General features: G+C 63.2%; 12 protein-coding genes and 1 other RNA gene. 6 read left to right on the forward strand and 7 right to left on the reverse strand.

What is annotated here, in order from left to right; all coding sequences use genetic code 11:
* Window positions 1-155: 155 nt before the first annotated feature.
* Both ABR948_RS22905 and ABR948_RS22910 read right to left on the reverse strand, forming a co-directional pair.
* Complete coding sequence (locus ABR948_RS22905; RefSeq protein WP_428122428.1) at window positions 156-1,400, reverse strand: RNA polymerase sigma factor; 1,245 nt, start codon at window positions 1,398-1,400, stop codon at window positions 156-158.
* A gap of 131 nt (window positions 1,401-1,531) precedes the next feature.
* A complete protein-coding gene (locus tag ABR948_RS22910) occupies window positions 1,532-1,885 on the reverse strand; it encodes a YciI family protein (protein ID WP_428122430.1) in 354 nt (117 codons plus the stop codon).
* Between the two features lie 163 nt (window positions 1,886-2,048).
* On the opposite strand from ABR948_RS22910, the gene rnpB reads away from it, so the two are divergent.
* From rnpB to ABR948_RS22925, 3 genes are all read left to right on the forward strand, one after another.
* Window positions 2,049-2,443, forward strand: an RNA gene (gene rnpB, locus ABR948_RS22915) — RNase P RNA component class A.
* A gap of 189 nt (window positions 2,444-2,632) precedes the next feature.
* The gene (locus tag ABR948_RS22920) at window positions 2,633-3,190 is read left to right on the forward strand and encodes a hypothetical protein (RefSeq protein WP_428122432.1); all 558 of its coding nucleotides are present in this window, start codon (window positions 2,633-2,635) and stop codon (window positions 3,188-3,190) included.
* Between the two features lie 37 nt (window positions 3,191-3,227).
* Window positions 3,228-3,971 carry a sulfite exporter TauE/SafE family protein gene (locus ABR948_RS22925; protein WP_428122435.1) on the forward strand — a complete coding sequence of 248 codons (744 nt, stop codon included), beginning with the start codon at window positions 3,228-3,230 and terminating at the stop codon, window positions 3,969-3,971.
* A gap of 23 nt (window positions 3,972-3,994) precedes the next feature.
* On the opposite strand, the gene ABR948_RS22930 is transcribed toward ABR948_RS22925, so the two are convergent.
* The 4 genes from ABR948_RS22930 to ABR948_RS22945 all read right to left on the reverse strand — a co-directional run bounded on the left by ABR948_RS22930 (window position 3,995) and on the right by ABR948_RS22945 (window position 9,545).
* Window positions 3,995-5,521 (reverse strand): MBOAT family O-acyltransferase, encoded by a 1,527-nt coding sequence (locus tag ABR948_RS22930; protein WP_428122437.1) that lies wholly within the window; start codon window positions 5,519-5,521, stop codon window positions 3,995-3,997.
* A 9-nt stretch (window positions 5,522-5,530) separates the two neighbouring features.
* Complete coding sequence (locus tag ABR948_RS22935; protein WP_428122439.1) at window positions 5,531-6,520, reverse strand: hypothetical protein; 990 nt, start codon at window positions 6,518-6,520, stop codon at window positions 5,531-5,533.
* Between the two features lie 46 nt (window positions 6,521-6,566).
* Entirely contained in the window at window positions 6,567-8,156 is a 1,590-nt protein-coding gene (locus ABR948_RS22940; protein WP_428122441.1) for a DHA2 family efflux MFS transporter permease subunit, read from the reverse strand.
* 78 nt (window positions 8,157-8,234) lie between these two features.
* Window positions 8,235-9,545 carry an HlyD family secretion protein gene (locus ABR948_RS22945; RefSeq protein ID WP_428122444.1) on the reverse strand — a complete coding sequence of 437 codons (1,311 nt, stop codon included), beginning with the start codon at window positions 9,543-9,545 and terminating at the stop codon, window positions 8,235-8,237.
* 180 nt (window positions 9,546-9,725) lie between these two features.
* On the opposite strand from ABR948_RS22945, the gene ABR948_RS22950 reads away from it, so the two are divergent.
* The 3 genes from ABR948_RS22950 to ABR948_RS22960 all read left to right on the forward strand — a co-directional run bounded on the left by ABR948_RS22950 (window position 9,726) and on the right by ABR948_RS22960 (window position 12,340).
* A complete protein-coding gene (locus ABR948_RS22950; RefSeq protein ID WP_428122446.1) occupies window positions 9,726-10,367 on the forward strand; it encodes a TetR/AcrR family transcriptional regulator in 642 nt (213 codons plus the stop codon).
* Between the two features lie 993 nt (window positions 10,368-11,360).
* Entirely contained in the window at window positions 11,361-11,792 is a 432-nt protein-coding gene (locus ABR948_RS22955; protein ID WP_428122448.1) for a hypothetical protein, read from the forward strand.
* Window positions 11,793-12,043: 251 nt separating this feature from the next.
* Window positions 12,044-12,340 carry a hypothetical protein gene (locus ABR948_RS22960; RefSeq protein WP_428122450.1) on the forward strand — a complete coding sequence of 99 codons (297 nt, stop codon included), beginning with the start codon at window positions 12,044-12,046 and terminating at the stop codon, window positions 12,338-12,340.
* On the opposite strand, the gene ABR948_RS22965 is transcribed toward ABR948_RS22960, so the two are convergent.
* The gene (locus tag ABR948_RS22965; RefSeq protein WP_428122452.1) at window positions 12,328-13,353 is read right to left on the reverse strand and encodes an IS630 family transposase; all 1,026 of its coding nucleotides are present in this window, start codon (window positions 13,351-13,353) and stop codon (window positions 12,328-12,330) included. The two genes, ABR948_RS22960 and ABR948_RS22965, sit on opposite strands and share 13 nt — an antisense overlap.
* Window positions 13,354-13,413 lie beyond the last annotated feature (60 nt).

A 13,413-nucleotide genomic window follows, 5' to 3' on the forward strand; every position in this document is an offset into this window, starting at 1 on the left:
AACTCGCTCAGGCGTCATTGCGAGCGCAAGCGAAGCAATCCATCAAGCGGCCGGGAAAGTGTGGATTGCTTCGTCGCGGAGCCTGTCATCGGGCGCGCATTCGCGCGACCCGTTGGCTCCTCGCAATCACGAGGAAATAACGAGCCGGGCATCACTTACTTCCCTTCCATTTCCGCCATCCGCCGCGCGTAAAGCCGGCGCAGCGGCTCAAGCTGCGTCGCGGCCGTCGCCGCGAGATAGGCCTCGCGGGCCGCATCGTGGCGGCCGAGCCGGCGCAACAGATCGGCGCGGACCGCGGGCAATAATTCATAGCCGTCAAGTCCGCCGCGCGCCTCCAGCGCGTCGATCAGATCCAGCGCGCGGGCTGGTCCGTCCACCATCGAGAGCGCGGCGGCGTGATTGAGTTCGATCACAGGCGACGGGCTGATCCGCAGCAACACTTCATAGAGCCCGGCGATCTGCGGCCAATCGGTATCGCCGTAATTCGGCGCCCGCGCATGCAGCGCCGCGATCGCGGCCTGCACCGCATAGGACTCCGGCGGGCCCGGCAACTGCAGAGCGTCCTCCACCAGTTTGAGACCTTCGGCGATCTGTCCATGGTCCCACAGTCCGCGATCCTGTTCTTCCAGCAGCACGATATCGCCGCCCGCGGTTTCGCGCCCGGCGCGGCGCGCGTCATGCAGCAGCAGCAGCGCGAACAATCCCTTGATCTCGCGCCGTTGCGGCAGCAGGACATCGAGCAGGCGGCACAGCCGGATCGCTTCGCGCGCCAGACTGGGCCGCATCAGATCCTCGCCCGAGGTCGCCGCATAGCCTTCGGTGAAGACCAGATAGATCACCGCGAGCACGCCGCGCAGCCGCGGCGCAAGCGCTTCGCGGTCCGGCACCTCGTAGGGAATTCCCGCGAGCCGGATTTTCTGTTTGGCGCGCACCAGGCGCTGCGCCATCGCATCTTCGCTGGCCAGAAACGCGCGAGCGACCTGCGCAGTGGTCAGCCCGCAGACCGTGCGCAGCGTCAGCGCGACCTGGACCTCGGCCGCGAAGGCGGGATGGCAGCAGGTGAAGATCAGCCGCAGCATGTCGTCGTCGAGCACATCAGACTCGAAGGCAGCGTCGGAAGCGGCGGCGTTGTTGAGCCATTCGTGCGTCAATTCCGACTGCTTGTCGCGAATGGTGACTTGCCGGCGGATCCGGTCGATCGCCTTGTTGCGTCCGACGTTCACCAGCCACGCCCGTGGATTGGACGGCGGATCGGAGGCGGGCCAGCGCTCCAGCGCGACCGCAAAGGCGTCCTGCAACGCGTCCTGCGCGAGATCGAAATCGCCGACGAGACGGATCAGCGTTGCCAGCGCCCGCGCCGCCTCGTCGCGAAATATCTTTTCGATTTCGATCGATGTCATGAGATCGCTACTCGGATACACCGTCGTTCCGGGGCTACGCGAAGCGTAGAACCCGGAACCTCGTGATTTCCCGATGTGCCATTGCACATCTGAGGTTCATCGCTCCACGATGCCCCGGAATGACTCCCACGCTAGTTATCATACACCATGACCGGCCTGACCTCGATCGAACCCCACTTGGCGCCGGGAATGCGCGCGGCGATGGCGAGCGCGGCATCGAGGTCCTTGGCTTCGACCAGATAATAGCCGGCAAGTTGCTCGCGGGTCTCCGCGAATGGACCATCCGTCGTCAGGGTCTTGCCGTCGCGGACACGCACCGTGGTCGCGGTCGTGGTCGGCTGCAGCCCGTCACCGGCCTTGAAATGGCCGCTCTGGATGATGGACTGGGTGAAGGCACCATATTCCGCCGTCACCTTCTGGCGGTCCGCGCCGATCCTGGCGCCGAGTTCGGCTTCGTTTTGATAGATCATCAATAAATACTGCATCGCATTAACTCCTTTTGATCGGCTGACTTTGATCGGCTGGCTTGCCGACATCCAGTCGAGCGGACCGGTCGTCAAACGACATCTTCAGGATAATTTATTTTAGCCGCCACCGGCGAGGTAATCGCCTTGACGCGGCCGCCCCGAGCCCTCATGCCTTAAGGGGTCAGTCGGCCGGACGGCCGCTCCGGCAATCACCGAAAGGTGGCTGGGGAGGAAAGTCCGGGCTCCATCGACAAACGGTGCCGGATAACGTCCGGCGGGGGCGACCCCAGGGACAGTGCCACAGAGAACGAACCGCTCGCCTTGCCCCTTCGGGGCGATGGCGCAGTAAGGGTGAAAAGGTGCGGTAAGAGCGCACCGGGAGCAAGACCGAATAGGGACGGCAACGCGGGAATGTTCGTCGCAAGGCGATAACACCGCAGGGCGTTGTCAGGCTCGCCGTCCGGGTAGGTTGCTCGAGGCAATGTGCAAACATTGTCCCAGAGGAATGGCCGTCACGTATCGTTGGCGCAAGCCGGCGATGCCCTACAAAACCCGGCTTACAGGCTGGCTGATGCTCTAAAGCGTTTTCGAGCGAAGTGGACTTCCGGTTCGCGTCAAGAAAACGCGTCTTGATAGACCAAAATGAGGGGTTCGGCGCCAACACGCCGGCCCCCTCGCCATTCGACCACCCCCGTTTGCCTTGCGGGCGCCATACCTTGGCATTAATGCTGGAGCATGGACCGGCCCGGTCCCGGGGGAACCGTCTTGAACCGCTACTCGCGCTGCATCCGTGTCATGGCCGTACTCGCCGCCGCCGCGATCACGGTCGCCGGCTGCGCGGATTCGCGCATGAGCAATGCCGCGTCGAACTCCGCGGCCGGCGCTCAGGCTTCGGGCGAAGCCCCCTATCATACCGCCTACGGCATCGCGAGTGACGGACCGACGACCGACCTTTACACCGAGTTGTTCGGTTCCAGCCGACGCGACAACGCCAATGCGACCGCGCCCGCAACTGCGTCTCCGGCGGTGGCCCAGCAGCAGATTCAGCCGGTCACGGCACCCGCCGCAACCCAGCCGGTTCAACCCGCGACCGCATCCGCGACGACCCGCCAGGGTCAGCGTGCGACGGCGTCCGCAACGGGCCGGCAGGTTCAGCCTGCCGCCGCACCTGCACCCGTCACCACCCAGGTCGCGCAACAGCCGGCCCCGCCGCAGCCTCCGTCTGAGCCTGACACTCCCTCGGCCTACGGCATCTCGAGCAACGGGCCGACGACCGATCTGTACACGGAATTGTTCGGACCCCGGCGTCGCGACGGCCAGTAAGCGTGAATAGACAAAGCGCGCCGCGCGTGCGGCATCGATGAGTACCATCGCTGTCGCGTTGGTGTTGTTTGGCGCGCTCGCCGGCGGCTTCGTGTCCGGTCTCGCCGGGTTCGGCACCGCGCTGATGGCGCTCGGAATCTGGCTCTATGTGCTGCCGCCTTCGGTCGTCGTGCCGCTTGTCCTGATCTGTTCCATCGTCGCGCAAACCTCGACGCTGCCGTCGATCTGGCGGTCCATCGACTTCAAGCTGGTCTGGCCCTTTCTGCTGGGCGGTCTTGCCGGCGTGCCGCTCGGGACCATGCTGGTGGCCTATGCCGATCCCGGCAGTTTCAAATTGAGTGTCGGCGTGCTGCTGCTGGTGTTTCCGGCGGCGCTGTATTTCAACCGCGGCCCGATGGCGTTCAGCGTCGGCGGCCAGGCGGCCGACGCTGGAATCGGATTCGCCGGCGGGATCCTCGGCGGACTGGCCGGTCTGTCGGGCCCCATTCCAATATTGTGGGCCAGCGTGCGCGGCTGGGGCAAGGACGAGCGGCGCGGCGTGTTCCAGACCTTCAACTGGACCGTACTGAGCGCGGCACTTTGTCTGGAGATCGGCGCCGGATTGATCACCAGGGAAATCGTCTGGCTGGCGTTGCTGGCGATGCCGGCGACGATACTCGGCGCCTGGCTCGGCGCGCGGACCTATCACGCGCTGAGCGACAATAATTTCCGCGATGTCGTGCTCGGCCTGTTGTTTCTGTCCGGGGTCGGCCTGGTGTGGAGCAGCCTCGGTCTGCAGTAGATCGTCAAAGCGGACCCTTGGGCTCAGAACTGAAAATACAGGAATTCCAACCGCTGCCACATGCCGAACAGCGAGATCGCCAGTGCCAGCGCCGACAACAAGGCCCAGGCTGCGTTCGGCCGCCAGCGCAGCAATTTGGATCGCTCCGGCGCGCGGCGGTATTCGCGATAGCCGAATAGCTGCGGAACATTGGGCAGGCCAATCGCGACCGCCAGCCCCAGCGCCACCGCGCCACCACCGATCAGCAACAGAAGCGGCTCGCCCACCAGCAGCGGCAAATCCATCAGCCGCAGGATGCCGGGCGATGCATAAGCGGAACTGCCGGCCGCAAACCCGAACAGGCCGCCCAGCATCTGCCACGCACCATCGAGAGTCCTGGCGCGGAAAAACACCCAGGCGAAGACCACGGCAAACAACGTGATCGCCCAAGAGATTCCTTTTGCGAACCGTTTTGCGAGTCCTGTTGCCAGCACACCGCCTGCCGAAGCGGCGGCCTGGCGACCGCGCCACGCCAGCCAGAGATGATTGACGCAGAGATAGAGGCCATGCAGGCCGCCCCAGATCAAGAAATTCCAGCCCGCGCCATGCCAGAGCCCGCCGAGCAGCATCGTCACCAATAGATTCAGATAGCGGCGCTGCTCGCCGAGCCGGTTGCCGCCGAGCGGAATGTAGAGGTAGTCGCGCAGGAAACGCGACAGCGTGATGTGCCAGCGTCGCCAGAACTCGATGATCGAGGCCGCCTTGTAGGGCGAACGGAAATTCACCGGCAGTCTTATGCCGAACAACAGCGCGAGCCCGACCGCCATGTCGGAATAGCCGGAGAAATCGAAATAGATCTGCAGCGTATAGGCCGACGTCGCGAGCCATGCCCATGATGTGGTGACGCCGCCGCCGGCATCGAGATGCGCGAACACCGGCGAGACGAACTGCGCCAGATTGTCGGCAATCACCACTTTCTTGAACAGACCGGCGGCGAAGATCGCGAGCCCGCGCGCCGCCAGCACCGACGAGCGTCCGGTGCGGCCGCGCTTGAACTGCGGGATCATCTCGGCATGGTGCACCAGCGGGCCCGCGATCAGATGCGGGAAGAAAGACACGAATAATGTGTAGCTGACGATGTCGCGCTCGACTTTGGCGCCGCGCATCACATCGACCAGATAGGCAATCTGCTGGAAGGTAAAAAACGATATGCCGAGCGGCAGGATGATGTTGACGAACGGCAGCGGCGCGCCGGTCAGCGCATTCAGGCTGTCGAGGATGAAATTGGTGTATTTGAAATAGCACAGCACCGCGAGATTGAGCACGACACCGAACGTGCCGATGGCGCGGCGGCGAAGCGGATCCTCCATCCGCAAGCCCAGTCCGAAATTGACCGCGACCGAGGCCAATAGCAGCAGCAGATAGACCGGCCGCCACGCGCCGTAGAAAAACAGCGACGCGCCGGCCAGCACCAGGATGCCGGCGCGCGGGGAATGCCGTCGCGCCGCGGCAAAGGCCAGCACGGTGGCCGGCAGGAATTGAAACAGGAACGTGTAGGAGCTGAACAGCATCGCGCCCGGCTAACGCTTCAGCCGCGACACGAGATAGCGCGTGTAGATCGGCACGCCCGAAGCGTTGACATGCATCTCGTCGGCGTAATGGCCCTGCTCCAGCCCCGCGATCGACTGGATAGTGAGGACCGCGAAGCCGCAGCGCCGGCCGGCCTCGGTGACCAGTGCGGTGTATTGATCATCCTTGTCCCGCCATTGCGAATCGCGGGCGCGGTCGTAGCGCGGCGCCCAGGGCGGGATCACGACGGTCAATTGCCGCGTCAACGCCACCATGTCGCACAACGCGCCGATCTCGAAGCGCGCCTTCGGGCCCGAAATATCCCAGTTGGCGTAATGCGCGTGCGAGCCGATCTCCGCCGGCCAGCGATCGTCGGGCTGGCTGCGGTCGATCATCTTCAGACCGAAGGCGACGGGCTGGGCGCCGAGATCGGCGGTGTGCTGATCGGCGACCAGCCGCGCGTTGAAGGCTTCGCGGATGAAGCGGATCAGCGTGCCCACGCGCAGCGGCAGGAACGACGCCATCAGCTCGGTGACGCCGAGCCGCGCCGCGACGTCCTGCGGATAGACGGCGGCCGATCGCACGCCTTCATTGAACAGGAACGGCGCGACGCTGACGACGACATGGGCGCTTCGAAAGCGATCGGGCATTCGATGCATCGCGGCCTCGAGCGCCAGCGGCTCGCCGGCATCATAGGCGAGATTGACCGCGCTGCCCGGCGGCTTGCCGATCAGTTGCGCGGCCAGGTTGGGATCGACCTGATAGACCGTGCGGCTCTCGCCGGCGAAGATCAATTCCGGCCGCGACCGCAACAATGGCAGCTTGACCGCCAGCAGCGCCGGTACATCGTCATGAACCCGACCGGCCAGCGCCAGCAATCCCGCCAAAGCCGCAAGCCACGCCACCGACGTCAGCAGCAGCGCGGCCGCGATCCATCGCGCCGACGCCGCCTGCACACGCGCAAGCGACGTCAGGTGTGAGAGGGAAAGGCCGCGCATCATGGCGACGTTCAAGCATGAACCGCCGCGGCAGACAATATCTCGCCACTCAATGCGCGGATGATGCGGAAGAAAGTGCGGCCGGCTTCTTCAACAGCATGACCAAGAGGCTGAGACCGAAATAGAACAGCGTCAGCATGAAGAAGGCGTCGCCATATCCCATCACCACCGCCTGGCGGTGAACGATCTGCGACAATTGCTTCATCGCCATGACGGCGGCGTCGCCCATGCCCTGCAGCCGCTGGGTGAACATGTTGAGCGTTTCGGTCGCGGTGGCATTGCCCCAGTTCACCCGTTCCTGCAACCGCGAGATATGCAGGTCGGTGCGATCGTTCAGCACCTCGTTGATGACGGCGAGCCCGACCGCGCCGCCGAGATTGCGCGTCAGGTTGAACAGCCCCGAGGCGTTCTTGACCCGATCGGGCGCCAGGGTCCCGAGCGCGATGTTATTGGTCGGCACCATCGCGAACATCATGCCGATGCCGCGCAGGATTTGCGGCACCATGAGTTCGTAGAAATCATAGTCACGGGTGATCCACGTCATCTGGTAGGAGCCGAGCGCGAAGATGACGAGGCCGGCAGCGATGATCAGGCGCATATCGACCTTCTGCATCAGCCGTCCCACGATCGGCGCGGTCAGGAACATGGTGACGCCGGAGACGAACATGGTCTCGCCGATCATCAGCGCGCTGTAGCCGCGCACCTCGGCGAGATAGCGCGGATACATGTAGGTCAGCCCGTAAAGGCCGATCCCGACGCAGAACGAAATCAGGCAGCCGATCGCGAAATTGCGGTCGTTGAAGGCCCTGATGTCGACGATCGGTTCCTTCGCCGTCAGCACGCGGTAGAAGAAGGCGATCGCGGAAATCCCGCAAACCCAGGCGCAGATCGCCACCGAGGTGTCCTGCATCCACTCATATTGCGGCCCTTCCTCGAGCACATATTCCAGCGCGCCGAGAAATCCCCCCATCGCGATCAGCCCGAACCAGTCGAAATGATCGAGCAATTTGAAATCCGGCTGATCGAAATCGACCAGCATCAGCACCCCGATGGTGATGCCGATGCCGGGAACCACGTTGATGAAGAACAGCCAGTGCCACGACATCGCGTCGGTGATGAATCCGCCCACCGTCGGGCCGATGGTCGGCGCCAATGTAGCGACCAGACCGATGATCGGGGCGACGATGTAAAATTTCGAGCGCGGAAACACCGTATAGGCCGATGCGAACACCGTCGGGATCATGCCCGCGCCGAGAAAGCCCTGGATCGCGCGCCACAGGATCATCTCCTCGATCGACGAGGTGAACCCGCACAGCAGGCTCGCGATCGTGAAGCCGCAGGCGGAAATCGCAAACAGCAATCGGGTGCCGAGCGCGCGCGACAGGAAGCCGGACAGCGGGATCGCGATCACCTCGGCGATCAGATAAGCCGTCTGCACCCACGACACTTCGCTCGAACTCGCCGACAGGCCGGCCTGGATATCGGTGAGCGACGCCGAGACGATCTGGATGTCCAGGATCGACATGAACATCCCGAACACCATGATCAGGAACGCAATCAGCCGTCGCGGCGCGATGCGCTCGGACGGCGCCGCCGCGGCATTCATCATTACGGGTGGAGCGGTGGTGGCGTCAGCCATGGTTTGCTCAACTCAGACGTTGTCGCATTGGACCTGAACGCATCTGGCGCACCGCCCGATGCCAATATTTCCCAGTATTTATTGCGGATGGATCATCAGCGGCGAATCGAGATCGGCATTGCTGTCGGCATCCTTGGCGCCTTCGCTGGTATCGACCGTGGCATAGACCGACATGCCCGCGCGCAGCAGGTTCTGCCGCGCGACATCGCTCGGCACCCGAAGCCGGACCGGAAGCCGCTGCACGATCTTGGTGAAATTGCCGGTGGCGTTGTCCGGCGGCAGCAGCGTGAATACCGAACCGGCCGCGGGCGAGATGCTGTCGACGATGGCGGCGAATTTGCGATGGCCATAGGCGTCGACCGAGATCGTCACCGGCTGGCCCGGACGGATCCGCTTGAGCTGGGTCTCCTTGAAGTTGGCATCGATGAAGACGTCGTTGAGCGGCACCACATTGCCGAGCCGTTGCCCGACCACGATGAAGTCGCCGGTGGAGACCAGACGGTTGGAGAAGGTGCCGTCGACCGGCGCGCGCACCGAGGTGAAGTCGAGGTCGCGTTCGGCCTTGGCGAGCGCGGTCTGCAGTTCGGCCAGCAGGGCGCGGGACTCGATCTGCTGCGCCCTGGCGACCTCGACATTGCTCACCGCCGAATCATAGGCGGCGCGAGCCGATCTCACGCCCGCGACGCCCTGATCGCGCCCGGCTTCCGACTGTTCAAAGGTCGCACGCGAGGCAAAGCCCTTGTTGCTCAGCTCCTGCTGGCGGTCGAAGTCGAGCCCGGCCCGCTTCAATCCGGCTTCGGCGGACGCGAGCTGCGCCTTGGCCTGCTCCGCCGCGCTCTCCTGGGCGGCGACCTGCCGGCCGACCCGGTCGATGGTGGCCTGCTGGGTCGCAATTTTGGTGCGGGCGGCATCGACCGCGATGCGATAATCGCCGTCATCGATCTTGAAGACCACCTCGCCGGCCCGAACCACCGTATTGTCGCCGGCCATGATGGTCGCGACATGTCCCGACACCCGCGCGCCGAGCGTGGTGGCATTGGCGCGGACATAGGCGTCGTCGGTAGAGACCAGAAAACGTCCGACCAGAAAATAATGCACGCCATAGGACGCGGCGGCGAGCGCCAGCAAAAGGCCGACCCCCATCAGGACCATCTTTTTGCGCTTGCCGGATTTCGGCGCGGCGGTTCCGGCAGCAACCGTGGCCGCGGCCGGCGGTTGGCCGATGGCCGGCCGTTCCGGCACCTCGAGGGGGCGGCGCGCGGTCTCTTCCGAAAGCTGGGCGCGAAGTGACTCGGCCAACGCTGCCGAAGCGTCGCGCACAGGCTCGCCCTCGGCCGGATTCGGCTCGGGTCGAAGGATACGCGCGGCCTGGTCTCTTGCTGCGGCCATAATGGCCTCCTGACTAAAATGTCGCGATGCCAGCCAGGCCCAAAACAGCCCCCTGCCGCATCGTCAGTTCTGAAATTATCATTGACCGAACGGTTCGGTCAAGCTATATTCTAAATCATAAAGTGGAAGTCCTTTCCCGGACCTTTCCGGGACCGTGATTTTTCCGGAGAAGCTAAACCAATGGTTGCAGCCCCTCATCCCAGCCTCCACGCCGTCGGCGACGAGGACAGCTCGAAACGCCGCCAGATTCTGGCCGGCGCCAGCAAGGTTTTCATGGATCTGGGCTTTGACGGCGCCAGCATGGGCGAAATCGCCCGCGCCGCCGGCGTCTCCAAGGGGACGCTGTATGTCTATTTCGCCGACAAGTGCGGGCTGTTCGAAGCCATCGTCGAGCAGGAAACGCTCGAACAGGGCCGGTTGTCGTTCAACTTCGACCCCGGACGCGACGTCCCCACCACGCTGCGGGATTTCGGCCAGAGCTATATCCAGTTGATCTGCCGGCCCGGCGGCGGATCGGCGATCCGCACCGTGATGGCGATCGCCGAGCGGATGCCCGATGTCGGCCGCCGCTACTACGCACGCGTGCTGGAGCAAACCATCAACAGCCTCGCCGCCTATCTCGAGGCGCGCGTGGCCGCGAAGGATCTTGCGATCGACGACTGCCAGCTCGCGGCCTCGCAATTCCCGCTGATGTGCCAGGCGTCGCTGTTTCTGCCGTTCATCTTCCAGGCCGCCCCGCCGCCGTCGCCCGAGCGCATCACGCAGGTGGTCGAAAGCGCGACACAGATGTTCATGGCGGCGTACGGGGTGAAGGCGAGCTGATTGCGGGAGCGTTGGCACTTCGTCGCCGCGACGGTGTCGTCCCGGCGCACGCCGGGACCCATACGCTGCGGCCCATCGTTTTAGACGATGTTGTAGTCGCATTGCTTCATAACGAACACCTGTGGTTATGGGTCCCGGCGTTCGCCGGGACGACGAAAGCTCGGTGCACGGCGCCACACCACAACAAGTCGTCATACCCCGCGCATGCGGGGTATCCAGTACGCTGCGGCTTTTCGATTCCATCACCGACGCCTCGGATTACTGGATCGCCCGCTTTCGCGGGCGATGACGGCTGTGGATTCTACTTCCAAACATGAATCCGCATTCCCGCGGCGCGATGCGCCCGAGTTGTGCAAAAAAATCCTAAACGCCCGACAGAGGGCGTGGGGAATGCCGGGTGCCCAGTGCACCCCGCAGCCTCGTGTGCGAATTGGTGGTGAAGAGAGCACACGAGTATTCACAGCGGTCGCACCGGAAATCACCCGGCATCCCCGCACGCAATGGTTTTAACGGTTTCCTTCGCGCTCTCCTCGGTGATCGGCTTTCTTGTCACCGTCGCCTGCGAATTAAATCCGCAAGCTTGAACGCCAGCGTCGAGGCGTCAGGACCACACGACTTCGCCGTCCGCAGACCCGCGCCTTCGTCAAGTGCGCTGCCCGCGTCCACCGCATCCCGCCCCGCGTCCGTGACGATCGCGATACGCCCCTCGAGTGGGACGAGACAGCGACGGAGAGTGAAGTGATTTGGGTCTTCGGAAAATCAGAATATTTTTGAAAAAGGAGCTGGACATTGTTGGACGCCGGCATCAGCAAACTGCCCGACGGGCAAATCAGAGAACGAACTCTCGATCTTCTCGTCAAATTTCCCGGTCAAACCGGAGCCCCCGTGCGCTGAACCCGGGCACGGGTTCCAGCGACCAACGCGCGATATGATCAACAGCCTGAAAAACGCCGGCGGTTGCAGGCGCGGTTTGCAGGCAGGAGGGTTATGGCCATGCAATATCATCACACCCAGCGGGGCACGTTGACGATCGTTGTCTGTCTGCTCCTCGCGGCACTCGTTGCCGTGATGATGTGGTGGAGCGGGCAATGGCAGCTGGCGGCCGTTCTGATTCTGCTCATCGCGGTTGCGGCGGTGTTCTCGTCTCTGACAGTCGAGGTGAGCGACAACGAACTGCGCTGGCATTTCGGCCCGGGGTTCTGGGCCTACCGGGTTCCACTGAGCGAAATCCAGACGGTCGCCGCGGTGCGTAACCACTGGTGGAACGGCTTCGGCATCAGGATGGGCACGGGCTTCCGGCTCTATAATGTCTCGGGCCTCGACGCCGTCGAACTGCGTTTGAAGTCCAGCGATGTTCGGCGCATCGGCACCGACGATCCGCAGGGACTTGCGCAGGCGTTGAAATCGGCGGCGCATGTCGGGTGAACCTTGGTCCACCTCCCGCGTTGCCCGAGGCAACCGATCACTTCCGATCTTCCCCACAAGCAGACAATTGCAGAGTGGCTCGTGCAGAGTGGCTCGGCACGCCTCAAATGTGCAAAAGCGCCGCTTCGGTTGAGTCAGTCGGACTGCCCTATCTTCTCTTTCCGCGCGGCTGTTGCATTTGGGGTACATTTTCCCCGTTGAGATCGGCTAAAATTCCCGTTGAAATTCAATTTCCAGACGGGAGAGATTTTATGAAAAAGATTATGCTTGGTGTGGTCGCGCTTGTCGCAATCGGCGCTGGTCCTGTACTGGCCGCCGATCTGCCTGCGCGGACCTACACTAAAGCACCGGTCATCGTGCCTGAGCCCGTCTACAACTGGACGGGCTTCTACATCGGCGCCAACGGCGGTGGTGGTTGGGGGCAGACGGACTGGCTTTTCACGACTGCGCAGACAACTGCAAATCATTCGACGTCTGGCGGTCTCGCCGGTGGTCAGATCGGTTATACTAAGCAGTTCATAAGTATCTTCATGCTTCAAGCGGCGTAGCGAGTCTCCGGGGCCTGGAAGAAGCTGCGGACGCGGTCGGGACGCTTCTGCAGGAAACGAAGCCTGCCGAGGACAGCGCGACGCAGATCTTCTGGCCCATCATGACGGGATCGGCCGACGGCATTATTCTTCACGTCGTTCCAGACCAGTTCGTCGGGGTTCAGTTCGGGAGAATACGGCGGTAGGAAGAACAAGCGCAGCTTGCCTGCGAGGCTCTCGATATACGCCTTGACCAGTTTGGAGCGGTGCGCCGGATGGCCATCGACGATCAGAAACACCGGTCGGCGCTGACCGTGCATCAGGCGCTTGAGGAATTGAATAAACACCTGCGTACCCACGCCGCCTTTGACGACCATGAACCGCAGCGCTCCGCGGGGACTGATCGCCGAGATCATATTCAGGCTGAAGCGTTGGCCCGTGACGCGCACGATCGGCGTCTGGCCGCGGACCGCCCAGGTGCTGCCGCTGTGGAAGTCAGAGCGCACCCCGGACTCATCTTCGAAGTAAATCTCCGCTTTTTCCCGCTTCGCCAGCGCGCGGATCCGCGGGTACTCGCTCTTTAGCCACTGCTCGACCCGTGAACCATCCTGTTGATAGGCCCGCCACAGCGGCTTCTGGCAGGTCAAACCCAACTGCGCGAGCAATCGGCCCACCGACGCCAGGCTCAGGCGTACCCCACAGCGCTTGACGATCAATTTGGCGATCATCGCGCGTGTCCACAACGCAAACGGGAAACCCAACTGCAGCGGGTTCTTACCAGTTACCGTGCGGTAAACCCACTGCAGATCGCGGGCTGCGAGTTTGCGCGGACGCCCCGAAATCCGCTTCGCCTTGAGCGCATCCCAGCCACCGGCACGGTACATCGCCAGCCAACTGTAAATGCAGCGCGTCGAGAATCCGAGGGCACGAATCACCACCTCCGGGCTCTCGCCCGCCTGCACTCGCTGGACCGCACGAATTCGGATCTGCTCCAGCGTCCCGTGATCGAGCTTGCGTGCATCCAGTTTCGCCATCCCATAACAATAGCAAATCACACAACAAATGTGAAGATACTTATGAACTGATTAGTAAGT

The organism is Bradyrhizobium sp. (assembly GCF_050014615.1).
In the GTDB taxonomy this organism is placed as follows: Bacteria; Pseudomonadota; Alphaproteobacteria; order Rhizobiales; family Xanthobacteraceae; genus Bradyrhizobium.